Raw genomic sequence first — 26,752 nt, forward strand, 5'->3', positions numbered from 1 at the left:
AGGGCTAGAGGCCGGTCGACACCGCGCTCAGGCTCAAAGGCTGGACGCGGATCGATCTCTTCGGCTCCTGGTCGCGGCAGAGGCTAGTCGGGCCTTCCGACGCGGGTCAAGCGTCCCGAGCGGACGCAGCCCCTTGTCGAACTCCACTCGCTGATCGAGTACCCTGAACAACATGGCACGCAAGCGAAAGAAGCACTCGGCTCACGGCGGCTCCAAGGCGGCTGCGGCCGCCAAACAGCGCCCCGAGGTCCGCTAGCGGGAGGCGCTGCAGGCGCTCGAGAGCGGTCACTGGCGCGATGCGATCCAGGCGCTGAAGGCGCTGTTGAAGGACGACCCTGAGAGCGAGCGCGCACCGGCCCGTCGGCGCGTGCTGGCCGACGCCTATGCCGGCCGCGCGCGCGACCTGACCGCTAAAGGGATGCTCAAGGAAGCGACGGTGATCTGGGAGAACCGGGCCGCGCTCGGCGCCGATATCGCGCCGTCGCTCGATCACGGCATCCTGCGACTGCGCCTCGGTGATCCGCAGCCGCTGATCGCAGCCTGGGCTCACCCTGATGCGCTGAACCGCGAGGAGCGCCAGCGCGTCGGCGAGCAGCTCGCGGCGGCCGTGCTTGCCAAGCGGCTCGCCGGCGAGGAGCCTGCGCTGCTGGAGGCCATCAACGCCTAGACCGGCTATGTCGGCGCCCTCGGCTCGCGCGCGAGCAACGCCCAGCGGCGCGAGCGGCTGGTCTCCCTCGGGGTCTCCGAGGAGCGCTTGGCGCGCCTGCGCGGTCCGATCGGGCTGGCGATCGGCGGCCGCACTCCGGCCGAGATCGCCGTCTCGGCCATCGCCGAGCTGATCGCGGTGCGCAATGGCTCGCCGCTTGGGCAACGCGCGCCGATTGCCTCGGTTGGGTCAGACGCCTAGACCGTGCCGGCTATTCCGTCCCTAAGCTGGCGCTACCCCCAGGATCTTCAGCTGATCAGTCTCAGTGGGCAGCAGCTATGAACCGAAGAAGCCGTGTCGTCGCGCCGCCTGGGCTAGGGACAAATCTGGAGTTGTTGCTTGCGGCCCTGACTCATAATCCTCACCGTCGGCATCCACTGCTGCATCCGGATGCCTAGTCGTCAAACCTGGAGGCGCCAACATGACGGACCTCGCCACGTTGTATGACACCGACTATGCCCAATGGGCGCAACGCAATGCCGAGCTGCTGCGCGAGCGACGCTTCGAGGAACTGGATATTGCCCATCTGCTGGAGGAGCTCAGCGACATGAGCAAGAGCGACCGCCGCGAGCTGCACAGCCGGTTGCTGGTGCTGCTGGCTCATCTCTTGAAGTGGGAATTTCAGTATCCCCTGCTCGCTGATCGCTGGCGCGAATTCGATGGGCGCAGCTGGCGCTCGACCATCGTCGAGCAGCGCGAGCAGCTCGCCGATCTGCTGCGCCAATCTTCCGGCCTCCAGTCCGCCGTCGATGAGGCGATTGCCGACGCCTACCCGGTCGCGGTGCGGCTCGCCCACAAGGAGACCCGGCTGCCGAAGACGACCTTCCCGGAGGTCTGCCCCTATAGCCGCGAGCAGGTCTTCGACGACGACTTCTATCCTGAGGCGCAATGAGCACGTCCGCCGACCATGACCGCTTCACCCGACGCAAGAGCAGGCCGCCTATCTCGAGTGTTTCTCATGGGAGCCTAGGCCGTGCCACGCGCGCCCTAACTCTCTGGATATTGCCGCGCTCGGCCTCGCGGACGATCGCCGCCGAGGCGACCATCATCATTGCCATGGTCAGGATGATGCCGAGCTCAGGCCAAGAGCTGGACGCGGAATCAATATCCTCGGCTCTGCGTCGCTGCAGAGGCGAGTCGGCCCTTCCGAAGTGGGTCAAGCGCCCGAGACGGTTGCAATACCCTATCGAACTCCATGCGACGATCGGGTAACCTGAGTGCATGGCACGCAAGCGAAAGAAACAATCGAGTCACGGCGGCTCCAAGGCCGCTGCGGCCGCTAAACAGCGCCCCGAGGTCCGCGAGCGGGAGGCGCTGCAGGCGCTCGAGAGCGGTCACTGGCGCGATGCGATCCAGGCGCTGAAGGCGCTGTTGAAGGACGACCCCGAGAGCGAGCGCACACCGGCCCGTCGGCGCGCGCTGGCCGACGCCTATGCCGGCCGCGCGCGCGACCTGACCGCCAAAGGGATGCTCAAGGAAGCGGCGGTGATCTGGGAGAACCGGGCCGCGCTCGGCGCCGATATCCCGCCGTCGCTCGATCACGGCATCCTGCGACTGCGCCTCGGTGATCCGCAGCCGCTGATCGCAGCCTGGGCTCACCCTGATGCGCTGAACCGCGAGGAGCGCCAGCGCGTCGGCGAGCAGCTCGCGGCAGCCGTGCTGTCGGAGCGGCTCGTCGGCGGTGATACCGCGCTGCTCGAGCAGCTCGCCGAGGATGATCCCATCCGCCGCCATGCCGAGCCGGCGCAGATGGCGCTCACCGCCTATTGCAACGCGGATCAGAACGGTATGGAAGCGGCGCTCGCCGAGCTGCCGTTCCGCTCGCCGTATCGGGCATTGGCAATCCTGCTCAAGGCGCTCGTGCGCGCGGAAACCGAGCCCGACGCCGCTCGGGAGATGCTCGCGCGTATCGATGACGCCTCGGCCTTCGCGCCGCTGCGGCGCGCGGCCGAGCTTGCGCTCCTGCCCGATGCCGAGCTCCTGGCCGAGCTGGATCGGGCCGGACCGCGACAAGCCGAGCTCGTCGCGGCATTGCGCGGTTGGTCCAACGCACAGCTGGAGCTGGCGCGGGCGCTGGCATCGTTCCAGCGCGACAGCGGCCGGCAGCAGAAGACATTGCAGCCGCTGCTGAAACGCTATCGGGATCTGCTCGGCCATGACTGGGCGCAGCAGGCCTCGCTGCGGTTGATGCCACGGCGGACCGGGCTGCTCGATCCGCATCCGCCGGGCTGGAACGCGCTGAGCGGGCACGAGCGCGCTCTGATCAAGGCTTGGGGCACCGAGCCCGAGGGCGATCCTTGGGATGTGCTCGACGCTTGGGAGATGGTCGCACAGGGGCTGATCGCCGAGCAGCGCGGCCGCCGAGATGCACCGTATTCGCTCGAGATCGCGATGGTGCTGCGGCGCGGGGAAAGGCGCTTCAAGCTGCTCGAGACCGAGCACCCCGAGGATGATCTGGATTCCCCCGAGACCATCGCCGCTGAGCAGCTCGAGCGCAGCCTGCAATGGGACCCGGACCACCGCGAGACCTATCTGCGGCTGATCACCTGGTACCGGCGCGCGAACCGACTCAAGGACGCCCGCCGCGTCCTCGGCCAGGCCCAGGAGCGCTGGCCGCAGGATATGGCCTTGCTGGAAGCGGCGATGGAGACGGCGCTGGCGAGCAACGCCTTCAAGAAGGCGGCCGGCATCGCCCGGCGCATGCTGGCGATCGACCCGATCAACAGCAGTGCGCGCCGGCGTCTGGTCGAGGCCCATATCGAGCACGCTGCCAAGCAGATCCCGAAGCGGCGTGGCGACCTGGCGCGCAAGGAGCTCGCCGAGGCCCGGAACTGGACCGGGCGGGGTAGCGGTCTGGAGCCGGTGCGCGCGCAGCTCGATCTGCTCGAAGGCCTCGTGGTGCTGGCGCTGGAGGACGCCGACCAAGGCAAGGCGATGTTGAACGAATGCCTCACTCAGCGCGGCAGCGGCGTCGTGGCGCAGGTGGAGCTGATGCTCGCCGTCGATCGGCTCACGCTCAAGCAGGACGACATCGCGAAGCGGCTCGGGCTCAAGCGGATCAAGGTGGGCGCTCCCGAAGACCTGCGCGCGATCATCGGTCAGCTGCGCAGCCATGCCGACCAGGTCGGCCATTTCCGGCGCAGCCTGCTGGAACGGCTGGCGGCGGCGCTCAAGGGCGCGCCCTGGAAGCGGCTCGAGCGCAACGAGCTCGAGCACGCCTGCGAGACCTTGCGTGCGTTCCGGCTGAACGCGGCGCGGCGCGAGGCCGCGCGGGCCGGGCTCAATCGCTGGCCGCGTACGCCGATGCTCGAATACCATGATTTCGATAGCCGCTACAGCGATGGCGGCTTCCCGAGTATGTCGGAGCTGGACAAGATGGAAGGCGCCTTGGCGCGGGCACGAGAGGCCGGCGAGATGCGCGCGGCCGAGCGGCTGCGCGAGCTGCTGCAGCAGTTCATGCCCTTTGGACGGATGCCAGGCCCGCCGGGCTTCGATGATGATCCTTGGGATGATCCATTCCCTCCGGACCCGAAGGACGATGGTCAGGACCTCGGGGAGGGCATTGCGTTGCTCTTGCAGGTGCTCGAGCAGATGCCGTTGAAGCAGGCGCTTGAGGTCACCGGAATGCCCAAGGATATGCGTCGGCAGGTCATGAGGATCGCGCGCGAGCAGGGTGACGAGGCTGCGGTCGAGATGCTCAAGGCGATGATCTACAGCGCCGCCGAAGCGGCCGGCGAGCTGCCGAAGCCGCAGGGAGGTGGTGGCCGTAGCAAGGCGCGTTCGGCCGATGATCCCGATGGCCCGCCGAAACAGTTCGATCTATTCTGATGTCCGATCCCTTTCTGACCCTCGGCATCGATCCCGATGCCGACGATCATGTCGTCGAGTCTGCTTATCGCGCCGCGATCAAGCGCTGTCCGCCCGATCGCGATCCGGCCGGTTTCCAGGCCGTGCGTGCGGCCTATGAGCGGGTGCGCACGCAACGCGACCGGATCGCCTATGCGCTGTTCGAGACCGAGCCGCCTGAGCCGATCGATATCCTGCGCCGCGCCGAGGCGCAGGGCCGCAGGGAGGACGAGGCAAGGCCGCGGCGCCCCGACCCGGCGCTGTTCGCGGCGCTGCTGCGCGGAGAGGACTGATGGAGCCTGCAGTGACGGAGACCGCGAAGGAGGATCTGCTCGCGCGCCTGCGCGACTATCTGGATCGGGCCGATGACCCCTCCTCCGCGCCCGCGGCCGACGAGGCCGCGGCGCCCGATCTGTTCAGCCTGCTCAGCGAGCTTGCCGCGCTGAAGAACGAGGTCAAGCTCGAGGCGCGCCAGGTCAAGACCGCCCTCGACGAGTTCCGCAATGTCTTCGAGGCGTTGGAGACCGCCAACAGCCGCGCCGAGCAGGAGCAGCAGCGCCGCCGCGAGCAGGAGCAGGCCAACCGGGCGCGCGAGCGCAAGGATCTGCTGCTGGAGCTGCTGGACCTGCGCGACCGGCTGCAGGCCGGGCATGAGGCCGCGGCGGGCTATCGTCCGCGCGGTCTGTTCGGTCGGCGCCAGGCACGTGCCTTTGCCGCGTCGATGGCCGAGGGGCTGGCGATGAACCTGCGCCGGCTCGACGAAACCCTGGCGCGGCGCGGTGTGCAGCCGTTGCCGGCGCTTGGGCGGTTGTTCGATCCGCACCGGATGCACGCCGCCGAGCTCGCCTCCGATCCGGAGCGTCGGGTCGGTGAGGTCCTCGCTGAGCAGCGCGCCGGCTTCCTGCTCGACGGTGAGCTGCTGCGCTCAGCCGAGGTGGTCGTCAATCGGCCCGATCGGCCTGATCTCACCCCGCCGTCTTCGACCAAGGATTCATCATGAGCGACATCATCATCGGCATCGATCTCGGGACCACCAACTCGGAAGTCGCCCTCATCCGCGACGGCCAGCCGCAGGTCCTCGAGGTCGATGGTGCCCGCATCCTGCCCTCGATCGTCGGCCTCGCCGACGACGGCAACCTGCTCGTCGGCCAGGCCGCCCGCAACCAATACGCGCTCTATCCGGAGCGCACCATCCGCTCGGTTAAGCGGCGGATGGGCGAAGACGTGCAGCTGCCGATGGGCGAGCAGTCCTACAGCCCGCAGGAGGTCTCGGCGCTGATCCTGAAGCGGCTCAAGCGCGCCGCCGAGGAGCACCTGGGCGCGAGCGTCGGTAAGGCCGTGATCACGGTGCCGGCCTACTTCTCCGACGCGCAGCGCCAGGCGACGCGCGATGCCGGCGAGCTGGCCGGGCTCGAGGTGGTGCGCATTATCAATGAGCCGACCGCCGCGGCGCTGGCCTACGAGGTCGATGCCACTCAGCCGCGCACCATCCTGGTCTACGATCTGGGCGGCGGCACCTTCGACTGCTCGGTGGTTCGCGCCGGCGGAGAGGTCACCGAGGTCCTAGCCAGCCACGGCAACAACCACCTCGGCGGTGACGACTTCGACGCCAAGCTGATCGAGCATGTCCGCGAGTACCTGCAGCGCGAGCACGACTGCGATCCGAGTGCCGACCGCGCTGCGATGGCTCGCATCAACCGCGCCTGCGAGGCGGCGAAGATCGCGCTCAGCGATGCCCCTTATGCGCGCATCGACGAGGAATATCTGCTCCCGGATCGCGATCCGCCGGTGAACCTCTCACTCGAGGTCAGTCGCGAGGACTACGAGGCGCTGATCGATGGCTACATCGACGAGACCCTGGAGGCGGTGCATACGGCACTGAAGGGGGCCGAGCTGACCGTCGCCGATATCGACGAGGTCGTGCTGGTCGGCGGCGCCACCCGCACGCCGCTGATCCAGCAGCGGCTCGAGGAGACCCTCGGGCAGCAGCCGCGTGCCGAGATCGATCCGGACCTGTGCGTCGCCGCCGGCGCCGCAATCCAGGCCGGGGTGACCGCCGGCGAGACCACCCGCGGCGTGCTGGTCGATGTCACGCCTTACACCTTCGGCACCAGTGCCGTCGGCGAGATGGGTGGGGTGCCCTATCCGCACCGCTTTGTGCCGCTGATCCGTAAGAACAGCCCGATCCCGACCGTAAAGAGCGAGAGCTTCTACACGATGGTCGACGGGCAGCAGGCGGTCGACGTACGCATCTATCAGGGCGAGGACCGCGATGCGCTAAATAACACCGAGATCGGCTCGTTCAAGGTCGAAGGGCTCAGCGATGTGCCGTCCGGCAACGTCATCCTGATGCGCTTCGAGCTGGACCTGGATGGCATCCTCAAGGTCACCGCGACTGAGAAGCGTACTGGCCTCGAAAAGCACATCGCGATCGACAACGCGACCGCGCGCTTCGAATCCGAGCAACTCGATGCGGCCCGTCAGCGGCTGTCGGCCTTGATCGACGGCGATGCCGAGGAGGTCGATGAGGCGGCCGATGCCGCGACCGGTGACCGCCGTGAGGTGGTGCAGGCGCGCGCCCTGCTCGAGAAGGGCGAGCGGCTGTTCGAGACCGCGAGCGCCGAGGACAAGGAGGACCTGATCGATCTGATCGAGTCGGTCCGCGATGCCCTCGCGGCGGACGACATGGCCGGGCTCGAGCGCTCGGTGGCAGCGCTATCGGACCTGATCTATTACCTGGAGACCTGAGCTGCGGCGACCGGAGTTCGGCCATTGGGAACCCGCAACCAGAGCCTAAGGCGATTTCTGTCAAAGCTCATACCGCCTTGCTGGTCTTTTCGCTCGCCTTCTTCGTCGCGCTGCCGGTCACATAGCCCGGCTATGCTCCCGGCGACGCTCCTCGAAGGCAAACGACAATCCTGCGCAATTCGGTACGAGCTTTTCCGGCAATCGCCTAAAGACCTCAATCGAGCGAGGCTGCGCCTCGGAACGACGAGCGATGGTTTTGCTGCAACGCACACACAATCTGAGCCTTTTGCAGGCATCTGGCGCCCTCAAGCAGGCTCGAGAACGAGCACTTCTTCGGGAGTCGTCCGCCTGCTCGGCTCGTTACGAGTCTTGAGTCGCAATGGAGCGTTGCCCCAATTGCCGCGCCCGTAGCGATGGCAGCGAGAGCTGCCGCCGCTGCGGCATGGATCACAGTCGACTGCTGGCCGCCGAGCGCGCTGCCGATGCCTGTCTGCGCCGCGCTGTCGCCGCCCTCGCGGTAAACGACACGGCCACGGCCGAGCAGGCGTTGCATTGTGCCCTGTCCTTGCAGCACGATCCGCTGGCCAAGGCGTTGCTTGGGCTGATTCAAGCTCACCGAGAGCCCTCGCCGTTTGAGCCTCCGATCGCTGAGCCCCCGATCGCTGGGCCTCCGATCGCTGACCCAAATGCATCGACGGCTGAACCAAGCGTGCAGGCGCACGCTTGCCCGCCACCGCGTGGTGGTTGGAAAGGTCTGCTCACTGACCTCAGGTCGCGGTTGCATCGTCACCGTCAATGACGCGGGATTCATCGTCCGGGGTGGCACCGTGCCATGGGCGTTAGAACCGCAACTCGGCTCGCAGCATACCGCGATTGGAAGCCGAGGAGACCGACCCCTCGTTCAAACCGTTGAGCGGCGAGACATCCTCCGGCGAACCGAGCGAGTCAATCACGCTTCAACGGATACCAGTCGTCGACGCGCCGCGGCGGTAACAGGTCGCGGCGGAGGTCCTTGAGGCTCGGCAGCTTTCCGCCGCCGCCCTTGGCGCTCAGAGCGAAGGGGTCCTCGTTCTCGAGCACGTCGCCCATCTCCGCCTCAATGGCGTCCGGGTCCTCGCCGGCCTCCATTCGGCGCATCGCCTCGGCCATGCCGTCGCCCATCTTCAGGCCGGTCGCGTCGAACAGCCGGCGCATCATCTGCGCCGCCTGCTTCGGGTCATCCTCATCAATGCCCTCGAGTTCGCCCTCCATCGACGCTAGCGCGCGCATCATCTTCTCCTCGTCCATCCCGGCCGGCAGGCCCTCCTCGTCCGACTCCTCGTCGCCGCGGCCCTTCGAGATCGCGAATGGCGACGCCTGACGCTCGAGCGGCGAGCGCCCGCAGTCGGGGCAGGCCGGGATCGTCTCGGTGTCGACCTTGCGCGAGAAGAAGTTGTAGATCGCGTGACAATCGGGGCAATAGAACTCGTAGACAGGCATGGCTGAATCCAGTGCAGCGCAGGCGGGTCCTGCGGTCTCAGTGGCTCATTTAGAGTGAAATCCAGAATCGGCAGTTGACCGCTTCCGAGAAGAATAACCTTATAGGGCCTCTTAGATCATGGCGCCGGAAGCACGTCCACTTTGACTTCCCAGAGTCGATTGTCGTGCAACTGGGAACCATAGACTCGATTGGTGCCGCGAGCGCTGCGCCTCTGGTGCTCCTCCCCGAGCTCCACCCATTCCCCCGATCGCACGCGGCGCATCGTCGTCAGATCCGCGGTCTCGTAATCGCCTCGTCCCCGAAGCGGCCCGTCTTGGACCGCGGTGATCCGCAGTTCCACCTGATCGTCGTTGATCACCGAGGGCTGGATCAGGAAGCCGCTGGTCATCTCGATCTCCTCGAGCAAGACAGCGGGGCGCCAGCCGCTGCGCTCGGCGATCGGCACTCGGGCGATCCGGCCTGAGGTGATCTGCGCGACCCGTCCGTCCAGGACCGTCAGACTGCGCGTCGAGTCCCGGCCGGTGCTGTAGACCCCCGCGGAATAGCGATCGCGCCCATTGGGTTTGGCCGTGCTGCGATGGCGAAGCGAGAGCGTCACCTGCCGGGGCGGTCGGTCGATTTGTCGGAGCAGGGTCTCGATCTCGGAAAGCCGCTCGGACTGAGCTCTGACGACGAGGGTCTGGCCCGTCGCTGAGAGCTGGATCTCACCCCCGTACAGGTCTTGCAGCTGCGGAACGACCGCGTCCGCACGCTGGTGCTCCAACTCGAAGACACGGTTCTCCAGGGCACTGGCGGCCAGACCGGCGCACAGGCATAAGACGAGTCCGGCAAGCAGGCGAAGTGGCTTCGGCATCGATACCGCCCGGTTCGATTCAGGTTACGACCCCAAGATCGAGCAGGGTATCGCATTGGCGTGCGGTAGCGCGATGCCGCTGCGCTGACTCAGCGGGAACGTCGATCAGGCGGCGTACCGCCGGTCTCGGCTCCATAAGCCGGACGCCGCTTCAACGGATCGGCAAGGTCGATCCTGGCGCGTTATCGGCTTCGCGCTCGGCAACCGTGCCTTCCGGCGGCGAGCCGAAATTCGTCAATTCGCCTGACGCGGGATGGCACCGTCCCCATTCTTATGCCGCAAAAGGTAACTCCCGCCACTGAACTGAGCTGACCGATGCTGGACTGGAACGCGATCGACACCGTCTTTCTCGATATGGACGGCACCCTGCTGGACCTGCGCTTCGACAACCATTTTTGGCTCGAGCATGTTCCGCTGCGTTATGCGGAGTCCCGCGGGATCTCGCTGGCGGCGGCGAAGGAGAGGCTCTACGCCCGCTATCGGGAGCTGCTGGGCTCGCTGCAGTGGTACTGCGTCGATCACTGGACGCAGGAGCTCGAGCTCGACATCGCGCTGCTCAAGGCCGAGGTCGAGCACCTGATCGCGGTCCATCCGCATGTACTGGCGTTCCTCGAGGCACTGGCCGCTGCCGGCAAGCGGCGCGTGCTGGTGACCAATGCCCATCAGAAGTCGATCGAGCTCAAGATGAGCAAGACGCGCCTCGACGGGCATCTGGAGCACATCGTCTGTTCCCACGACCTGCGGGCGGCGAAGGAGTCGCCGGAGTTCTGGCCGCGGGTGCAGCAGGTCGAGCCTTTTGATCCGCAGCGCACGCTGTTCGTCGACGACAGTCTGCCGGTGCTGCGGGCCGCCCGCGAATACGGCTTCCACTGGCTGCTCGCGATCCTGTCACCGGACTCGGCGCAGCCCGTGCGAACCTGCGACGAGTTCGATGCGGTCCCAGACTTCTCCGCGCTTCTGCCTGGATTGCCAGAAGCCGTCTAGTCAGGGGTTACGCTGTCGCATCCCTTAGCAGGCACCGCGGCAAAGCCGTCGCAAGTGGGCCAAGACCTGAGGTGACCTTGACGCAGTCGCGGCGCCCACTGACAGCGGCGGTCGGGCTCGTTCCGGTCGTGAAACAACGGCCGCGGCTGCGATTACTTCGTTCTCCGGATTGGGGTGCTGCCGTGATCGTAGGCCAGCCCTGAGGCTCGACTGACTGGAAGGCCGTCGCTGATCGTGCCGACTTGGTGGGATGATCAATGGTAGCTCGTTTCAGGCGACACCTTGCCGCGAAAGATCCAGTAGACCACCCCCGTATAGACCAGGATCACCGGTAGCACGACCAGTCCGACCCCGTAGAATAGAAAGCTCAAACTGGCTTCCGGCGCTGCGGCCTCATCGAAGGTCAGGTGGTAGGGCAGGATCCAGGGCCAGAAGCTGCCGGCGAGCATCGCGAAGGCTGTAACGAAGAGTACCGAGGCCATCAGCCAAGGCTGCCAATCGCGCCGCGCCTCGGCACCGCGGAATAGGCCCCAGGCGGCGGCGCTGGCGAGTAACGGAAAGCCGAGAAGCCAGGGCTGCGCAAGCCAGCGATCGACGACGCGAAAGTTGTCGATCAAGGTGAGCAGGAGCGCGGCTGCAACAAACGCAATCACGCCCCACATCAGCCTTGGTAGCAACCGGTAGGCCCAGTCGCGCAGGCGACCAGTGGTCTTGAGCACCAGCCAACCGGCGCCGAGCAGGCTGTAGCCGAGCACCAGGCCGATGCCGCAGAGGATCGGGAAGGGCGCAACCCAGTCGAACGGCCCGCCGGCGAAGCGGCCATCCTCCACGGCGATCCCGGCGACCATCGCTCCGATCGCAGCGCCCTGCACGAACGCGGCAACGACCGAGCCAGCGATGAAGCCGAGGTCCCAGAGCCAGCGGTGACGGTGATCCTTATAGCGAAACTCGAAGGCAACGCCGCGCAGGATCAAAGCAACCAGCAGCAGGGCGACTGGAAGATAGAAGGCCGAGAGAAAGATCGCATAGACCATCGGGAAGGCACCGAACAATACCGTGCCGACGATGATCAGCCAGGTCTCGTTGCCGTCCCAGACCGGTGCGATCGAGCCCATCATCTGCTGACGGTGCGCTTCATTGCGGTTGAGCCCGAACAGGATGCCGATGCCGAGATCGAACCCGTCGAGCAGGACATAGACCAGGATCGAGAAGGCAAGCACGCCAGCCCAGAACAGGGGCAGCGAGAACGGGAGCTGCTCGATCATGCGGTGCCTCCATAGGTGCCGGGGCTGAGATCGTCGCTGGACCGCTCGGGTGCCGGATGCTGGCTGCCAAGCCCTGGGTCGGGGCCGCCCACCGCCAGCGGTCGACCAGGCGCCAGTTCGCGACGCGGTGTGCGCTCGTTGCCGGTCTCGGTGCTACTCGGGTCCGGTCGCTCGTCTCCGGGGCCCTCGCGCAGCAGCCGGTGCAAGTAGAGTGTGCCGGCCGAGAAGATTAACGTGTAGACCAATAGATAGGCTAAGAGCGACGTCAGCGCCGCGCCGCTGGAGAGGCTCGGCGTCACCGCATTGGCGGTGCGCATGAGCCCGTGGATCACCCACGGTTGGCGGCCGACCTCGGCGGTGAGCCAGCCGGTGAGCACCGCGACGAATCCACTGGGCCAAGCAAGGAAGGTCGACCACAAGAACCAGCGCGGCAGGTTGCTGACGGAGGCCTCCGTCTGGCGTGGATCGCCCGATCCAAACGTTGTCGCCTTGGCGCTCGCCGCAGGCGGATGCAATCGGCCCTGCAGCATCAGCCAGAGCCCGCTCCAAGAGATCACGAGCATCATCAGGCCGAGGCCGACCATGATCCTGAACGCATAGAACGGGATCAGGAACGGCGGCCGCTCGTCGGTTGGCACGGTGACGATGCCGGGCTCTTCGCTGCTGAGGTTGCCTTGAGCCACCAAGCTGCCGAGGAACGGCAGCGCGATCTCGAAGGCATTGCGCTCGTTGGCGCTGTCGGGCCAGGCGATGAGCACGAGGCGAGCCGGTTGCTCGGTCTGCCAGCGGCCCTCGATAGTCGTAAACTTCCCCGGCTGGTGCTCGGCGGTGTACTCGCCGTTAGAGTGACCATAGCCGATCTGCACCGGCGTCAGCACCGCAGCGATGCCGAGCCCCATTCGGAGCATCACCCGCGCCTCTGCCGCGTGCCGGTTACGCAACAGGTACCAGGCGCCTGTCGCGGCGACGCAGAAGGCGGTGGTTAGGTAGGCCCCGAGCAGCATATGCGGAAAGCGCACCCAGAGTACCGGATCGAGCAGGATCTCGGCCCAATCGTGCGGTGCGAAGCGCCCGTCAACCAGTTCATAGCCGACTGGTACCTGCATCCAGGTGTTGTTGGCCATGATCCAGAACGCCGAGAAGGTTGTGCCGAGCGCGACCATCAGCGTCGAGACGAAGTAGGCCCAGCGCGGCACCCTCTCGCGGCCGAACAAGAGCACGCCGAAGAAGGTCGCCTCGAGCAAGAACGCGGTGAAGGACTCATAGGCCAGCAGCGGCCCTTGGATCGGCCCGGCCTGGGTCGAGAGCTCGCTCCAGTTGGTACCGAACTGGAACGCCATCACCAGCCCTGAGACGACACCGAGCCCGAACGCGACCGCGAACACCTTGAGCCAGAAGTCGAATAGACGGCGGAACACCGGGCGGCCGGTGGCCAGCGACAGACCCTCCAGCGTTGCCAGCCAGGCCGCGAGCCCGATCGTGAACGCCGGGAAGATGATGTGGAACGAGACCGTGAACGCGAACTGTAGCCGCGACAGGGTGATCGGGTCGAAATCCATCGCTTGATCCTCAGTGCTTCCGCCAGCCGCCGAGCGCCCGCCGAGCGCCTCGGCGAAGACCTTTCTAGGCGAACGGAGCGGCTCAAGTCGTTGCCGTTGACTTTCTCTCGATGGACATGCTGGCCGCGCGCCTGAACACAATCGCTGTCATCGATTCTTGCGTCGCGGCGATCTTCTCGACGGGTTGCTCGATCCGGCCGGTCGATTAGGCTTGGGTAGGCAGTGCGATGCCCTTGTCCAAGTATTCTTGTCGGCAGTAAGAGAAGCGGCGCGTCGCTTTCGGGCCTCGATGCCGAACCGAACTGCCTCGAAGAGGCCGATGGAAGCAACGACGACTTGACGACTGCTGCTGGGCCGTTTTGACTGCCTGGCTTTCGCAGGAGTTGCACTTCTGGGCTGCTGATCACGTATCCTGGCCGCGCCCGTTTCCCAGGCCGGGCGGATCAAGCCGGACTCCCTGGATGTCCTGCGTGACCAAGAACCATGAGGATCAGGCGATGAGGACTGTCCTAGCCGCTGCGTCGGCGCTACTGCTGTGTGCGATCCCGTTGGAGGGGCTGATGGCCGAGACCGCGATGGATGCGGCTGCGTTGTCGCAAGCGAGTAAGCAACGGAGCACACTCGAGGATCAGGCCGCGGTGGCGGTCACGATCTACAACGACGATCTGGCACTGATCAAGGACAGCCGCCGCGTGACCCTGCCGGCCGGGCGCACCGAGCTGGCCTTCCGCGACGTCAGCGCTCAGATCCGCCCCGAGACCGCGTTGCTGCGGACCATCGAGGGCATCCCGCCGAGCCTGATCGAGCAGAATTTCGACTTCGACCTGCTGACCCCGGGCGCATTGCTGGAGAAATATGTCGGGCGCGAGGTTGGCCTAGTCACCAGGCACCCGACCACCGGTGAGGAGACCGAGGAGCCGGCCGTCGTGCTCGCTGCCAGCGACGGCGTGGTCTTGCGCGTCGGGGACCGGATCGAGACCTTCGGCTCCGGCCAGACCCCTGGCCGCATCGTCTATCGAGATATCCCGCCGAACCTGCGTGACCGCCCGACCCTGGTGCTGGCCCTCGACAGCGACGAGAGTGGCGAGCGCCTGCTCGAACTCAGCTATCTGAGCCGCGGCCTGAGCTGGAAGGCGGACTATGTCGGCGAACTCGCGCCGGGACAAGACCGGCTGGACCTGGCCGGCTGGGTCACGCTCGAGAATCGCAGCGGCAGCAGTTACCGCGACGCCCAGCTGCAGCTGGTCGCTGGTGATGTGAATCAGGTCGAGGAGGACATGCGTCAGCCGCAGTACGAGGCGATGGCGACGCGTGCCGCGCAGCCGACACCGAACATGCGCGAGGAGGGCCTGTTCGAATACCACCTCTACACCCTGTCGCACCCGACCACGATCGCTGACAACCAGACCAAGCAGGTGGCATTGCTCGATGCAGCCGATGTCGTCGTCGACAAGGAGCTGATCGTGCAGGGCGATCAGCGCGCCTACCGCGAGCCGCGCGGTGAGCTCTGGCAGGACCTCGATGTCAGTGTGTATCTGAATGCGACCAACGACGAGGCGTCGAACCTCGGATTGCCGTTGCCCGCGGGTATCGTGCGCATCTACCAGCGCGACAGCGAGGGCAATCTGCAGTTCATCGGCGAGGACCGGATCGACCATACGCCCAAGAACGAGTCGCTGCGGCTGAAGCTCGGGCAATCCTTCGATGTGACGGCTGAGCGCCAGCAGACCGAGTTCACCAAGCTCTCCGGCAGCGGACCCTGGAAGTACCAGTTCGAAGGGGCCTACGCGATCCGGATCAAGAACGCCAAGCCCGAGGCCCAACAGTTGACCGTGCAGGAGCGCATCCCGGGCGACTGGACGATGCTCGACGAGAGCGCCCCCCATGAGCAGGGCAATGCCAATACAGCGATATGGGACCTAGAGGTGCCAGCCGAGGGCGAGACCCGGTTGAGCTACCGGGTCCGAGTGCGCTTCTGAAGCCCTTTTGCTGCTGGCCCAGGCTGGCCCAGTCCAGATCGGAAGCACCGAGCGACTCGCGGCATGCCGGTCGGGAAATGCTGCTACGGCCTGATGACGCGCGTCATAGCGGGCACAGCAGCGGTCGGCGACGTTCCCTATCGACTACGCGGTTATTTGATCTGGGTCAATGCGACGAGCGCCGCTCAATAGCAGCTATTGCTGCACCGTTGCGGCTCGTTTAATGTCCCGGGCGCACTAAAACGGCGCCGCCGGCTGCTCTCAGCATAGACTGAAATCGATCTGGTCGATCGAAACAATTGATTTCAGGTTAAGACTACGTGCGGCGTATGGTTATCAGGTTTTCAGCGGCAGTTGCCGAGCCTTCCCAGCAGGATCCCGAGTTAAGGCAACCCGGATCAAGCGACGCAGACGCAGAACAGACCCACAGGAGCTGAGCATGAGCAAGAAGTACGACGCCGGTGTAAAAGAATACCGGGACATGTACTGGACCCCCGACTATGTCCCGCTGGACACTGACCTGCTGGCCTGTTTCAAGGTCACCGGGCAGCCCGGCGTCCCGCGTGAAGAGGTTGCCGCCGCCGTCGCCGCTGAATCCTCGACCGGTACTTGGTCCACCGTTTGGTCGGAGCTGCTGACCGACCTCGAGTACTACAAGGGCCGCGCCTATCGCATCGAGGACGTGCCGGGCGATAACGAGTCGTTCTACGCGTTCGTTGCCTACCCGATCGATCTGTTCGAGGAAGGCTCGGTCGTCAACGTGCTGACGTCGTTGGTCGGTAACGTGTTCGGTTTCAAGGCGCTCAAGCATCTGCGCCTGGAAGACATCCGCTTCCCGATCGCCTACATCAAGACCTGCGGCGGCCCACCGTCGGGAATCCAAGTCGAGCGCGACAAGCTCAACAAGTACGGTCGGCCTCTGCTCGGCGCCACCATCAAGCCCAAGTTGGGCCTCTCGGCGAAAAACTACGGCCGTGCGGTCTACGAGTGCCTCCGCGGCGGTCTGGACCTGACCAAAGACGACGAGAACGTCAACTCTCAGCCGTTCATGCGCTGGCGTGATCGTTTCGAGTTCGTCGGCGAGGCGATCCAGAAGGCGCAGCAGGAGACCGGTGAGCGCAAGGGACACTACCTGAACGTCACCGCCTCGACGCCGGAAGAAATGTACAAGCGCGCCGAGTTCGCCAAGGAGGTGGGCTCGCCGATCATCATGCACGATTTCCTGACCGGCGGCTTCACGGCCAACACCGGCCTGGCCAACTGGTGCCGCGAGAACGGCATGCTGCTGCACATCCACCGCGCGATGCACGCGGTCATCGACCGTCATCCGAAGCACGGCATCCACTTCCGCGTGCTGGCCAAGTGTCTTCGCCTGTCGGGCGGCGACCACCTGCACACCGGTACCGTCGTCGGTAAGCTCGAAGGCGATCGCGCCTCGACGCTCGGCTTCGTAGACCAACTGCGCGAGTCCTTCGTGCCGGAAGACCGTTCGCGCGGTGTCTTCTTCGATCAGGACTGGGGTTCGATGCCGGGCGTCCTGGCCGTCGCATCGGGAGGAATCCACGTCTGGCACATGCCGGCCCTGGTGACCATCTTCGGCGACGATTCCTGCCTGCAGTTCGGCGGCGGTACCCAGGGCCATCCGTGGGGCAACGCGGCCGGTGCAGCCGCCAACCGTGTCGCCGTGGAGGCCTCGGTCAAGGCCCGCAACGAGGGCCGCGAGATCGAGAAGGAGGCCCGTGACATCCTCAGCGAGGCCGCCCAGCACAGCCCCGAGCTGGCCATCGCGATGGAGACCTGGAAGGAGATCAAGTTCGAGTTCGAGACCGTCGACAAGCTCGACGCTTGATCGGCTGACGCCCCGGGGCATCGGAGCGCCTGGTGCGTTCGGCCCCGGTCGCGATCGCCTCGGCCCGCCTTAGCCACATACGACCGATACGCACTAATCAGGAGCACTCGCCATGTCCTTGCAATCCACCATGGGCGACTACCAGACCAAGCAGACGCTGGAGACCTTCGGCTTCTTGCCGCCGCTCTCGCAGCAGGAGATCTACGACCAGATCGCGTACATCATCGCGCAGGGCTGGACGCCCGCGATCGAGCATGTCCATCCGTCCAAGACCATGGACGACTATTGGACGATGTGGAAGCTGCCGTTCTTCGGTGAGCAGGAGTTGGGTAACGTCGCTGCCGAGCTCGAGGCCTGTCATCGGTCCTATCCGGATCATCACGTTCGCTTGACCGGATACGACAACTACACGCAGAGCCAAGGGTCGGCCTTCGTCGTCTTCCAAGGCCGCGGCTGAATCGTGAGCTGACCTCTGCCCTGCGTTGAGCCGGGTCCGGGTGCCGAGCCCGTGAGCCGGTGCTCAGTGAAGGGCAGGCGTCGACGATGTCGATCTACGCCTTCCCGATCTTTCAGCACTTGGCGGGTGCCGGGGATCGGCAAGCGATGCACTATCCAGAGCTGTCCGCGCATGTGTTGCCGCCGGACAGCCAATCCGAGAGCCCCACGGAATTACCCATGGCAAGCAAAGCGAACCTGAGATCGAGTGGCCGCGAGGCGGCCCTGGCCCGCCGGCGTGCCCTGTCGACCCAGGGCAAGCAGGGGCTGGCGCAGACGACGACCGAGCGCACCCGCGCCCAGCGGTTGCCGCGCTCGAAGCCGCAGCCGTCGAGCGCAGCATCGTCGCCAGCCCAAGCGCCGACGCCGGCCGCGCCGTCTCAGTCTCAGGGAGCAAGGCCGAGCCTGGATCTGTCACCATCGGCCGCCGCGCCTCGCCGCCAAGTCGCGCCGCCGAGCCCCTCGCAGTCGAGCCGCGAGCTGGCCCGCCAGCGCCGGGCGAAGCTGGCGCGTGATGGCCGGCGTGCACAGCGCAGCACGGATCGTGTACGTGATCCGCGCGCGGACCAATCGGGCGCGCGCTCGGCACCGGCCAAGACCAACGAGCCGGGCAAGGGCGAGTGCCAGTGTGGCGGCCAATGCAAGCAGGCCCGGGCCAACAATGCGAACCTCGGCACCGGGGGCGCGCCATCGTTGTCTCTGCCGACGCCGACCGCGAGCCTCGGCGGAAACGGTAACGGCAACGGGTCCGCGACAAGCAATCGCAACCGCAAGCCGAACCCGGCGCTGGCGGTCAAGCCCGCCGGCCGCGCCGTCGCTCAGGCGCGCCGCGCAGCGCTGAGCGGCCGCGGCAAGAATGCGACCAATGTCCCGAGCTCGGTTGCCGGCATCGCCCGTCAGGCGAACCCGAAGCTCAGCGGGCGCGAGCTCGCGCAGCAGGTTCGAGCGCAGCGCAGCACTAACGGGGGCGCTGGTGAGCGCAAGTCGCCACCGTCCGGCCGCATGCGGCGCTCGCGCACCGGGGCCGCCGCGGATCAGCCGTGGAAGGTCGGCGTCAGCGAGACCACACACGGGCAATCGGTCACCGGCACGCGCGTCGGCCGCAGCGAGAAGACTACCGGTGACGAGCCGAGCACCTGCCGCACGATCACCGGCACCGAGTACATGGGCGCCGACATCTTCCGCGAGTTCTGCCAGAGCGAGCCCTCACCCTCGATCAATAAGATTGGTGTCAGTCATACGGGCTACGGCAACCAGGTCTCCGGTAACGAGGTCGGCCGCTCCCCGCGGGTCACAGGCGACGAGCCGGGTACCTGCAAGAACGTGACCGGGACCCAGTACCTGTCGCCGGAGCAGTACGCGACCTATTGCAACACGCAGCCGGCGCCGGAGCCGCGCGAGACGGGCGTGACCCAAACGTTGCACGGGCATGGGCTCTCCGGGACCCTGGTCGGGCACTCGCCCAAGGTGACGGGTGACGAGCAAGGCGCGGGCGTGGTGCCGACCGGCACCCAGTACACGGCCGCCTCCGAGATCCCTTCGGATCGCTCGGTGCCGCCGAAGGTCGGCACCTCGGTTACCCTGTCCGGGGGCAGTGTCACCGGCACCCGGGTCGGTCGCTCGGCGGCGGTCACCGGCGATGAACCCGGCAGCTGCCGCGCGATCACCGGCGACGAGTACGTCGACCTGTCCCAATACGAGCAGTTCTGCGAGACCAAACCGCAGCCCGAGCCGCCCAAGGTCGGCTACTCGAACACGAACAAGGGCCATCGCGTCTCGGGCACCCAGACCGGCCGCTCGCGCAGGGTCACCGGCGATGAGCCGGGTACCTGTAAGGCCGTGACTGGCACGCCCTACGCCGGGCTCGAGCAGGCCGCGGATTACTGTGCCCCGAACCAGCAGCACGAGATCAAGGCGCGCACCCCGGTGATGGCGGCCACGCCGGGCCCGCGCATGAGCGGCATCCAACCTGGGATCGGCGGGGTGATGACGGGGGCCGATAAGGGGGCCTGCGAGCCGCTGACCGGCACGCCCTATATCGGCGCCGATCAGTACGCCAGCGCCTGTGGCGCCGAGACCAGCAATGCCGCTGAGCCGGGTCAGGCCGATTTCCCGCGGCCCCTCGACGAGGCAATCGGGCAAGGCTTCAGTGTCACCTCACCGGCGCGGGCCGCATTCGAGGAGCATCGGGCCAGCGGGGTGACCGGCACCAGCTACGAGACGAACCAGCACATCACCGGTCCGTTCGGGATGGGCACGGGCAAGATCACCGGCACCGAGCAGTTTCGCTTCGATGCGAAGCGGGCGCGGCCGGACCTGCTGACGCCTCAGCCCACCGGCGACAGCCTCAATCAGGCGAGCGTGACGGGCGGTGGCGAATCCGCGGTGCAGTCTACCCCGGCAGAGCGCTGGCGCGTTACTGGCGAAGGCCAGACGGCTGGATCGAAGATCACCGGTGATGATTGGGAGCGTGGTGAGCGCGTCACCGGCACCGAGGGTAGCTCGGCACGACGTCGCAACCCCACCCGCCCCGGACCGATGAGCGCGATGCCGCCGGTCGAGACTAAGCGCAACGAGGAGACGCCAGCGCCGACCAGCCGCGTCACCGGGAGTGCCGGCAGTACTGACCGCGGCGCCTTGATCACCTACTCAGGGGGCGCGCGGGGCTGATCGCCCGGCTGCGTCATGACTCGACCGCTCGCCATTGTTGAACCGACACGCTGAGTTCGATCGCTTCCTCTCATGCCACTGCGCAACCTCAAATCGCCCCGTTCGCGTAGCCTGGGTCCCGGCCCGCGCAGCGTGACGCCTGCGCCGCAACCGGCCACCGCGCCCGCTTCGCCGACGCCGAAGCTGGAACGCGATGCTGCCGCTGCAGCGGATAAGGCCAGTCCGGCGGTCTCTGGGCGCGCAACGACTCGGAGTGCCGAGCGTCCGGCAGCGGCCGGCCGGGGGCCGACAAGGCCGACCCGTCCACCGCGGCCGACACCGCCGGGGCGTGCCGCGGTCAAGCAGGCGGCCAAGGTGGCGCGTCCGAGCCTCGGCTTCGGCCAGCCCGCGCCGGCCGAGGCCGTGTCTGCGCCCGCCCTCGGGGCGGGCTCGGGCTTGCACCCGCTGACCGACGCGGCCGCGAATGCGCAGTTGCATGAGTATGAGTCCTCGGTCAAGCATGCGTTCGACAATCTGGTGCCGGTGCTGCAACGCATCGCCGCCGAGCGTTGCGAGCCGGACTTCGTCGATCGGGCGCAGCAGATCGCCCGAGCCGAGCTCGGTTTCGATCTGCCCGATGAGATCCTCGACACGGCTTGGATCACCGGGCTCGACATGCGCCGGCTGTTCGCCGCCTGCGTGTTCAAGACCTATCACCGGATGAGTGATGCCTTCTTCACCGCCGATCCGCTCGGCGGGCGCGGCGGTGAGGCGTTCGAGCAGTTCCTGCTCGAGTGCGGTTTCCATCTGATGGATGTCACCCCCTGCGCCGACGGCCGGCTGGCGCATGCGATCAGCTATGTGCTACGCCTGCCCTATGGCCGGGTGCGCCGCAAGTCCTACGCCGGCTCGCTGTTCGATATCGAGAACACGGTCGAGAAGTGGGTCGAGACCGAGCTGATGCGCTTCCGCGAGGGCCTCCCGAATACCGCCGACGCGCCGACCCGCTATCTGAAGGTGGTGATGTACCACGGCAGCTCGGTCGATCCGGCCCACCAGGGCTGCGCCGCGCACGGCTCCGATGATGCCGCCGCCGCGCGCGCCGGACTGGAGCGCCTGAAGGCGTTTCGCCAGGCGATCGAGAACAGCTTCTGCTGCGGCGCCTCGGTCGATCTGCTGCTGGTCGGCCTGGATACCGATACCGATGCGATCCGGGTGCATGTGCCGGACGCCGACGGCTACTGCGACCTCGAGCATTGGCTCGATGCGGCCAAGGTCTACGAGATCACCCGCGGGATGACGCCGGCCCAGGCGCGCACCCGCATCGCCGAGCTGGTGCGTGCGCATGCGCCGGGCAAGGCCGCCGGGGACGCCCTGCCGGACGGGATGGTGCGTCTGATCGGCGGCCTGATCGAGCGCAACCTCTCGCAGATCGACTACGTCCGCCAGTATCACGGCGGCGGCTACGCCGACATCGGCCATGCTGAGCGGTTCATCGGCGCCGGCATCGGCTTCGAGGAGATCCAGCTGCGGAACCTGACCTATTTCGCCTACCTGAGCACGGTCGAGGAGGGCGCTGCCGATCTCGATGTCGGGATCAAGATCTTCACCGGGCTCAATGTCAATCGCGGGCTGCCGGTGCCGATCATCGTCCGCTACGACTATCACGGCGGCGTGCCGGGCGCGCGTGAGCGCGCGGTCGAGCACTGCGAGCGCATCGCCGCCGCCCTGAAGGCGCGTTACCCGCAGCTCTGCGCCGACGGCATGCTGCATTGCCTGCGCGCGGTGCGTGATTGTGATGCCGCCGCGCCGATCGAGATCGTCGGCTCGTCGCTCGATCCTGCCGCCAGCGGCGGTCACTGAGGCGCCAGAGCCCGATGAAGATTTGCAAGGTCCTCAAGCCGTTGGTCTCGACCTACCGCATCCCGGAGTTCGAGCACAAGCATCTGCAGGTGGTGCAGGACGGCAGCTCGCAGCTGGTGGCGGTCGATGCGGTCGGCTGCAAGCCGGACGACTGGGTCATCTGCGTCGGCAGCTCCGCGGCGCGCGAGGCCGCCGGCAGCAAGGCCTACCCGAGCGATCTGACCATCGTCGGCATCATCGACGATTGGGACCCGGACGCTGAGCACTGAGGTGCGGCATGGAGATCAATCAGGTCGTCGGGACGCTGTACTGCACCGAGCGCATCGAGGGGCTGCGCCATTGCAGCCTGCGCATCCTCAAGGACAAGAAGGGCAAGCTGCTGGTGGCGACCGATCCGGTCGGGACGCGCCCTGGCAACTGGGTGTTCACGGTCAGCGGGTCTGCCGGGCGCTACGCGATGGGCGACCCGAACATCATGACCGATCTGACCATCGGCGGGATCATCGACGCTTGGGCGCCGGAGACGGTGGCCAAGCCGGAGGCCAGCAGCAGCGCGTCGCCCGCAACGCCGCGCGACAAGGCTGCCTAGGGCCGGACAGGGGTTCGTTTGAATCGATTCGGACCGCGACCAACGCGGCATCAGGTCTTTGACGGAGAAGACACAAAATGGCAGGCGAAAGAGTTGGCATTGCGCTCGGCATGATCGAGACCCGTGGTCTGGTGCCGGCGATCGAGGCTGCGGATGCGATGACCAAGGCCGCTGAGGTGCGGCTGATCGGCCGCGAGTTCGTCGGTGGCGGTTATGTGACCGTGCTGGTGCGCGGTGAGACCGGCGCTGTGAATGCCGCCGTGCGGGCTGGTGCCGATGCCTGTGAGCGCGTCGGCGACGGCTTGGTCGCGGCGCATATCATCGCCCGCCCGCATCGCGAGGTGGAGCCGGTGCTGGAAAACACGGGTGACGGCTTCAAGCCCGGGCAGCCTGGGCGCTGAGCTTCCCGGCTTCGATGAAGGTGACGGAGCGCCCTGTCCTCTGCGATAGGGCCTTCGAGCACACCACAAATCCAAGACTGTAGACAGACGGAGAAAGACAGATGGCGAACGAGACCATGGGTATTGCACTTGGCATGATCGAGACGCGCGGCTTGGTGCCGGCAATCGAGGCGGCCGATGCGATGACGAAGGCGGCCGAGGTGCGCATGATCGGCCGTGAGTTCGTCGGTGGCGGTTATGTCACCGTGCTCGTGCGCGGTGAGACCGGTGCGGTCAATGCGGCTGTGCGCGCTGGAGCCGATGCCTGCGAGCGCGTTGGTGACGGTCTGGTCGCTGCCCACATCATCGCCCGCCCGCACCGCGAGGTGGAGCCGGTGCTGCCGACCGGTAGCAGCTCGTCCGACTGATTGGGCGAGGCGAGCGCAAGCCTTTGAAGCGCGAGGCCCAGGGCGGCGTCCGCTGACTCGGCTGGAGGATTTCTGGTCTAGGCAGCGGTCGGCCTTGAGTAAGACTGAGCAAGATCGCGAAGCGGGCCGTCGGGACCCGGCGCGTCAACACTGGGAGAAGTTCCATGGCAAACGAGACGATGGGCATTGCCCTCGGGATGATCGAGACGCGCGGCCTGGTGCCGGCCATTGAGGCAGCCGACGCGATGACCAAGGCGGCTGAGGTGCGGATGATCGGGCGGGAGTTCGTCGGCGGCGGTTATGTCACCGTGCTGGTGCGCGGCGAGACCGGTGCGGTCAATGCGGCCGTGCGCGCTGGGGCCGATGCGTGCGAGCGCGTCGGTGATGGGCTGGTCGCCGCTCATATCATCGCCCGCCCACACCGCGAGGTGGAGCCGGTGCTGCCGACCGGTCGCCAAGCGAGCGATTAAACGACGGGGTCTGGCAACCGCAGGGCATCGGTGCATCGAAGTCAGCGCGTGGTCCCCGCGCCGGGGTCAATTCGGCTGCGGGCACCGGCGATGTCAGCTTGGCCGACCGCTGAGAACCCGAGCGCGGGTACCCGCGGCGGTCTGCACGATGAAGGCAAATCGAGACGTACTGGAAATCCACGCATCGCATGCGTCACGCAACCGTTCATCCCCGCACGCTGGGTTATCTCGGCCGCGCCTTGAGCCTCGAGTACTCGGCCGTTCAGCAGTACATGACTCAGGCTGCGCTGGCCGAGGCCTGGGGGCTCAAGGAGGCAGCCGACCGCTTCCGCCGCGAGACGGTCGAGGAGATGCAGCATGCGGAGCGTCTCGTCAAGCGCATGCTGGGGTTAGGCGTCTCGCCGAATGCATCGCAGCTACGGCCAGCCGGTGTCGCACGGAGCCTGGTCGATCTGCTGCGCCAGGATCAGGTACTCGAGGCGGAGATCGTGGCGCTCTATGACGAGGCGACCCGGTTTTGTCGCCGCATTGGCGATCATGAGAACGGCGAGTTCTTCAACGGGCTGCTTCAGGACGAGCTGCATCACGCCGCTGAGATCGAGACCTGGCTTGAGGCGCTGGGCGTCCCCCGTGCTCGGCCTGATGAGCGTGCCTATTTCTGATGACCGAGACCGGTGGACATCCTTGGCGTGAACGCGCTCGACCATTGCGGTTGGAGCGCCGGGTCGAGTTCGATGAGTACGAGGCATTGCGGGAGTTCCTAGACAAGGTCGCAGCCCTGTCAGAGGAAACCGGGCTCTATCCGAACTTGAGCTTTGGCCGAACCTATGTGAATTTGACCCTGTTCGCCGACGAGGATGGCGAAACGCTCGGTCGCGAGCACGAGGATTTCGCGCAACGGGTCGATGACTTGCTCGCTGGGCCGGCCGCTTGATGCATCGGTTCGGATACGGTGAGGCTCCGTTGCGGACGAGGGCTTAGGCAATACCGATAGGCGTTGGAGGATGAACAATGAGCGAAGAAAAGACCCTGACGGCATCGAATGACGCCGCTGCCCCCGGCGCTTCATCGGGCAGCGGTGCTGCTTCGACCCGCAAGAAGACCGGTGCCCGCGCTGCGTCGTCGGCGCGCCGCGGTCGGGCGCAAGGCGCGTCCGGGGCATCCACCTCGGGCTTTGGCGAGCCGGCGCTCGCGAGTCAAGCCCGTGCGCAGAACCCCTCATTGGGCGATGATCCGTATCAAAGCGGGCAACGCATCTGGCCTGATTGACCGAGCGATGCCCAGATGCCAAGGGCCAGCCGGTCTTCGGCCTGGACCTCATCCTTTCGTGAAGCTGTTGTCTCGGTCGAGCGTTGTTCATGACGACCGCTTTCAGCTAGCCTGTCTGCCTAAGCATCGGTGCAGCGGGTCTGACGCGACAGGGTGTTCGTGCGTCCGACGATGAATGGCAGCACCGATCCGGTCGTCGAGCCAACCGGCCTGAGGGTGTCGATCGATGGTCGGGCGTAAGCCGAAGGGTGTGCCCGCGGGTAGCAGTCGACACAGTGCGATGCCGCAGGATGCCGCCCCCGATGCGGCCGAAGCGCGCACCCAGTCTGGCGGCAACGGCTCCGATTACCTGATTCGGCACACGACACTGCGACAGCTGCAGTTGCTCGAGGCGATCGTCCGCCTGGGGAGCTTTACGCGAGCGGCCGAAGAGCTCTTCCTGACGCAGCCGACTGTCTCGATGCAGATCAAGAAGCTGTCCGAGGCGATCGGTGCCCCGTTGTTCCGTCATGTCGGTCGTACCATCGAGCCAACCGACGCCGGCCGTGAGGTTCACGCGGCCTGCCGCGACATCCTGAGCACCCTCTCTAACCTCGAGATCAAGCTCGCCGATCTGAAAGGTCTCAAGCGCGGCCGTCTGCGTCTCGGTGTGCTCACGACGGCCAAGTATGTCGCCCCCGAGATTCTGGGCGCGTTTTGCCGCGTCTATCCGGGCATCGATGTGTCACTCAAGGTCACCAACCGCGAGCACATCCTCGAGCGGTTGATGGGCCATGATGACGATCTCTACGTGATGGGGCAGCCGCGGGAAGCGAACGACCAGATCGAGACCATCCCGTTCGCGCCGAATCCATTGGTGATTGTCGCAAGCGCCGAGCATCCGCTTGCTGGTGAACGGTCGATCCCGCTGCAAGCGCTCGCTGAGGAGAGCTTCATCCTGCGCGAATCGGGCTCGGGCATCCGCGATGCGGTGCTCGCGCACTTCGCTGCTGCGGGGCTAACGCCCCGAGTGCGGATGCAGCTCGGCAGCAACGAGGCGATCAAGCGTGCGATTGTCGGCGGCCTGGGTATCGCCGCGTTGTCGCTGCATTCGTTGACGCTCGAGAGCGGTGGCGGCCGCTTGGCGCTGCTCGATGTCGAGGGCTTTCCGATCATGCGGCGCTGGCATCTGGTCTACTCGAAGGGACGTGAGCTATCGTTGGTGGCTCGCACCTTCCTCAATTTCGCGATCGACTACGAGCCGGAGATCCGTGCCCGGCTGGCTGAGGCCGAGGCCAACTTCGATGGCATGCGCGATCGGCTCAGCGCGCGATCGCACTCCACCTAAGAGGCGTCGCACG

The 26,752-nt window shown here is 66.4% G+C and carries 26 protein-coding genes and 1 pseudogene; 22 read left to right on the forward strand and 5 right to left on the reverse strand.

Annotated features, from left to right (window positions below; translation table 11 throughout):
• The first annotated feature begins 322 nt into the window (after nt 1-322).
• The 7 genes and pseudogenes from CKO40_RS08350 to CKO40_RS08380 all read left to right on the forward strand — a co-directional run bounded on the left by CKO40_RS08350 (nt 323) and on the right by CKO40_RS08380 (nt 7,300).
• The gene (locus CKO40_RS08350; RefSeq protein ID WP_200345746.1) at nt 323-667 is read left to right on the forward strand and encodes a hypothetical protein; all 345 of its coding nucleotides are present in this window, start codon (nt 323-325) and stop codon (nt 665-667) included.
• 15 nt (nt 668-682) lie between these two features.
• Nucleotides 683-907: pseudogene (locus tag CKO40_RS08355) on the forward strand (XdhC family protein); the annotation flags it as partial.
• A gap of 220 nt (nt 908-1,127) precedes the next feature.
• On the forward strand, nt 1,128-1,598 hold the full coding sequence (locus tag CKO40_RS08360; RefSeq protein WP_200345747.1) for a DUF29 domain-containing protein: 471 nt from the start codon (nt 1,128-1,130) through the stop codon (nt 1,596-1,598).
• Nucleotides 1,599-1,927: 329 nt separating this feature from the next.
• Entirely contained in the window at nt 1,928-4,534 is a 2,607-nt protein-coding gene (locus tag CKO40_RS08365; RefSeq protein ID WP_200345748.1) for a hypothetical protein, read from the forward strand.
• Nucleotides 4,534-4,845, forward strand: coding sequence for a J domain-containing protein (locus tag CKO40_RS08370; protein ID WP_200345749.1), 312 nt, complete (start codon nt 4,534-4,536; stop codon nt 4,843-4,845). Before CKO40_RS08365 ends, CKO40_RS08370 begins: the two co-directional genes overlap by 1 nt.
• Nucleotides 4,845-5,552, forward strand: coding sequence for a nucleotide exchange factor GrpE (locus CKO40_RS08375; RefSeq protein ID WP_200345750.1), 708 nt, complete (start codon nt 4,845-4,847; stop codon nt 5,550-5,552). Before CKO40_RS08370 ends, CKO40_RS08375 begins: the two co-directional genes overlap by 1 nt.
• A complete protein-coding gene (locus tag CKO40_RS08380) occupies nt 5,549-7,300 on the forward strand; it encodes an Hsp70 family protein (protein ID WP_200345751.1) in 1,752 nt (583 codons plus the stop codon). Before CKO40_RS08375 ends, CKO40_RS08380 begins: the two co-directional genes overlap by 4 nt.
• Before the next feature lie 214 nt (nt 7,301-7,514).
• Here CKO40_RS08380 and CKO40_RS08385 read toward each other — a convergent pair whose 3' ends face one another.
• The 3 genes from CKO40_RS08385 to CKO40_RS08395 form a co-directional block, all read right to left on the reverse strand.
• Nucleotides 7,515-7,853 (reverse strand): hypothetical protein, encoded by a 339-nt coding sequence (locus tag CKO40_RS08385; protein ID WP_200345752.1) that lies wholly within the window; start codon nt 7,851-7,853, stop codon nt 7,515-7,517.
• A gap of 392 nt (nt 7,854-8,245) precedes the next feature.
• The gene (locus CKO40_RS08390) at nt 8,246-8,779 is read right to left on the reverse strand and encodes an FmdB family zinc ribbon protein (RefSeq protein WP_200345753.1); all 534 of its coding nucleotides are present in this window, start codon (nt 8,777-8,779) and stop codon (nt 8,246-8,248) included.
• Nucleotides 8,780-8,895: 116 nt separating this feature from the next.
• Nucleotides 8,896-9,633 (reverse strand): secretin N-terminal domain-containing protein, encoded by a 738-nt coding sequence (locus CKO40_RS08395; RefSeq protein WP_200345754.1) that lies wholly within the window; start codon nt 9,631-9,633, stop codon nt 8,896-8,898.
• A gap of 315 nt (nt 9,634-9,948) precedes the next feature.
• Here CKO40_RS08395 and yrfG point away from each other — a divergent pair, with 315 nt between their 5' ends.
• Nucleotides 9,949-10,617, forward strand: a complete 669-nt coding sequence (gene yrfG, locus CKO40_RS08400; protein ID WP_200345755.1) for a GMP/IMP nucleotidase — start codon at nt 9,949-9,951, stop codon at nt 10,615-10,617.
• 254 nt (nt 10,618-10,871) lie between these two features.
• Here yrfG and cydB read toward each other — a convergent pair whose 3' ends face one another.
• Both cydB and CKO40_RS08410 read right to left on the reverse strand, forming a co-directional pair.
• Nucleotides 10,872-11,882, reverse strand: coding sequence for a cytochrome d ubiquinol oxidase subunit II (gene cydB, locus CKO40_RS08405; RefSeq protein ID WP_200345756.1), 1,011 nt, complete (start codon nt 11,880-11,882; stop codon nt 10,872-10,874).
• The gene (locus CKO40_RS08410; RefSeq protein WP_200345757.1) at nt 11,879-13,441 is read right to left on the reverse strand and encodes a cytochrome ubiquinol oxidase subunit I; all 1,563 of its coding nucleotides are present in this window, start codon (nt 13,439-13,441) and stop codon (nt 11,879-11,881) included. Before CKO40_RS08410 ends, cydB begins: the two co-directional genes overlap by 4 nt.
• Before the next feature lie 497 nt (nt 13,442-13,938).
• On the opposite strand from CKO40_RS08410, the gene CKO40_RS08415 reads away from it, so the two are divergent.
• From CKO40_RS08415 to CKO40_RS08480, 14 genes are all read left to right on the forward strand, one after another.
• Nucleotides 13,939-15,420 carry a DUF4139 domain-containing protein gene (locus CKO40_RS08415; RefSeq protein WP_200345758.1) on the forward strand — a complete coding sequence of 494 codons (1,482 nt, stop codon included), beginning with the start codon at nt 13,939-13,941 and terminating at the stop codon, nt 15,418-15,420.
• Between the two features lie 439 nt (nt 15,421-15,859).
• Nucleotides 15,860-17,269: a form I ribulose bisphosphate carboxylase large subunit gene (locus CKO40_RS08420; protein ID WP_200345759.1), complete on the forward strand. Its 1,410-nt coding sequence runs from the start codon at nt 15,860-15,862 to the stop codon at nt 17,267-17,269.
• A gap of 112 nt (nt 17,270-17,381) precedes the next feature.
• Nucleotides 17,382-17,726 (forward strand): ribulose bisphosphate carboxylase small subunit, encoded by a 345-nt coding sequence (locus CKO40_RS08425; RefSeq protein WP_200345760.1) that lies wholly within the window; start codon nt 17,382-17,384, stop codon nt 17,724-17,726.
• 218 nt (nt 17,727-17,944) lie between these two features.
• A complete protein-coding gene (locus tag CKO40_RS08430) occupies nt 17,945-20,434 on the forward strand; it encodes a CsoS2 family carboxysome shell protein (protein WP_200345781.1) in 2,490 nt (829 codons plus the stop codon).
• A gap of 72 nt (nt 20,435-20,506) precedes the next feature.
• Nucleotides 20,507-22,276: a carboxysome shell carbonic anhydrase gene (locus tag CKO40_RS08435; protein WP_200345761.1), complete on the forward strand. Its 1,770-nt coding sequence runs from the start codon at nt 20,507-20,509 to the stop codon at nt 22,274-22,276.
• Nucleotides 22,277-22,290: 14 nt separating this feature from the next.
• Nucleotides 22,291-22,545 (forward strand): alpha-carboxysome shell vertex protein CsoS4, encoded by a 255-nt coding sequence (locus tag CKO40_RS08440; RefSeq protein ID WP_200345762.1) that lies wholly within the window; start codon nt 22,291-22,293, stop codon nt 22,543-22,545.
• Nucleotides 22,546-22,553: 8 nt separating this feature from the next.
• The gene (locus CKO40_RS08445; protein ID WP_200345763.1) at nt 22,554-22,865 is read left to right on the forward strand and encodes a carboxysome peptide B; all 312 of its coding nucleotides are present in this window, start codon (nt 22,554-22,556) and stop codon (nt 22,863-22,865) included.
• 77 nt (nt 22,866-22,942) lie between these two features.
• The gene (locus CKO40_RS08450) at nt 22,943-23,266 is read left to right on the forward strand and encodes an alpha-carboxysome major shell protein CsoS1 (RefSeq protein ID WP_200345764.1); all 324 of its coding nucleotides are present in this window, start codon (nt 22,943-22,945) and stop codon (nt 23,264-23,266) included.
• A gap of 101 nt (nt 23,267-23,367) precedes the next feature.
• A complete protein-coding gene (locus tag CKO40_RS08455) occupies nt 23,368-23,673 on the forward strand; it encodes an alpha-carboxysome major shell protein CsoS1 (protein ID WP_276570796.1) in 306 nt (101 codons plus the stop codon).
• Nucleotides 23,674-23,837: 164 nt separating this feature from the next.
• On the forward strand, nt 23,838-24,143 hold the full coding sequence (locus CKO40_RS08460; RefSeq protein WP_276570797.1) for an alpha-carboxysome major shell protein CsoS1: 306 nt from the start codon (nt 23,838-23,840) through the stop codon (nt 24,141-24,143).
• 188 nt (nt 24,144-24,331) lie between these two features.
• The gene (locus CKO40_RS08465) at nt 24,332-24,805 is read left to right on the forward strand and encodes a ferritin-like domain-containing protein (RefSeq protein WP_200345765.1); all 474 of its coding nucleotides are present in this window, start codon (nt 24,332-24,334) and stop codon (nt 24,803-24,805) included.
• Nucleotides 24,805-25,077: a 4a-hydroxytetrahydrobiopterin dehydratase family protein gene (locus tag CKO40_RS08470; protein WP_200345766.1), complete on the forward strand. Its 273-nt coding sequence runs from the start codon at nt 24,805-24,807 to the stop codon at nt 25,075-25,077. The genes CKO40_RS08465 and CKO40_RS08470 overlap by 1 nt, the downstream gene beginning before the upstream one ends.
• Nucleotides 25,078-25,154: 77 nt before the next feature.
• On the forward strand, nt 25,155-25,412 hold the full coding sequence (locus CKO40_RS08475) for a hypothetical protein (protein ID WP_200345767.1): 258 nt from the start codon (nt 25,155-25,157) through the stop codon (nt 25,410-25,412).
• 226 nt (nt 25,413-25,638) lie between these two features.
• Nucleotides 25,639-26,739 carry a LysR family transcriptional regulator gene (locus CKO40_RS08480; protein ID WP_242476908.1) on the forward strand — a complete coding sequence of 367 codons (1,101 nt, stop codon included), beginning with the start codon at nt 25,639-25,641 and terminating at the stop codon, nt 26,737-26,739.
• Nucleotides 26,740-26,752 lie beyond the last annotated feature (13 nt).

The sequence above is a fragment of the Halochromatium glycolicum genome, assembly GCF_016584085.1.
GTDB classification, from domain to species: Bacteria; Pseudomonadota; Gammaproteobacteria; order Chromatiales; family Chromatiaceae; genus Lamprobacter; species Lamprobacter glycolicus.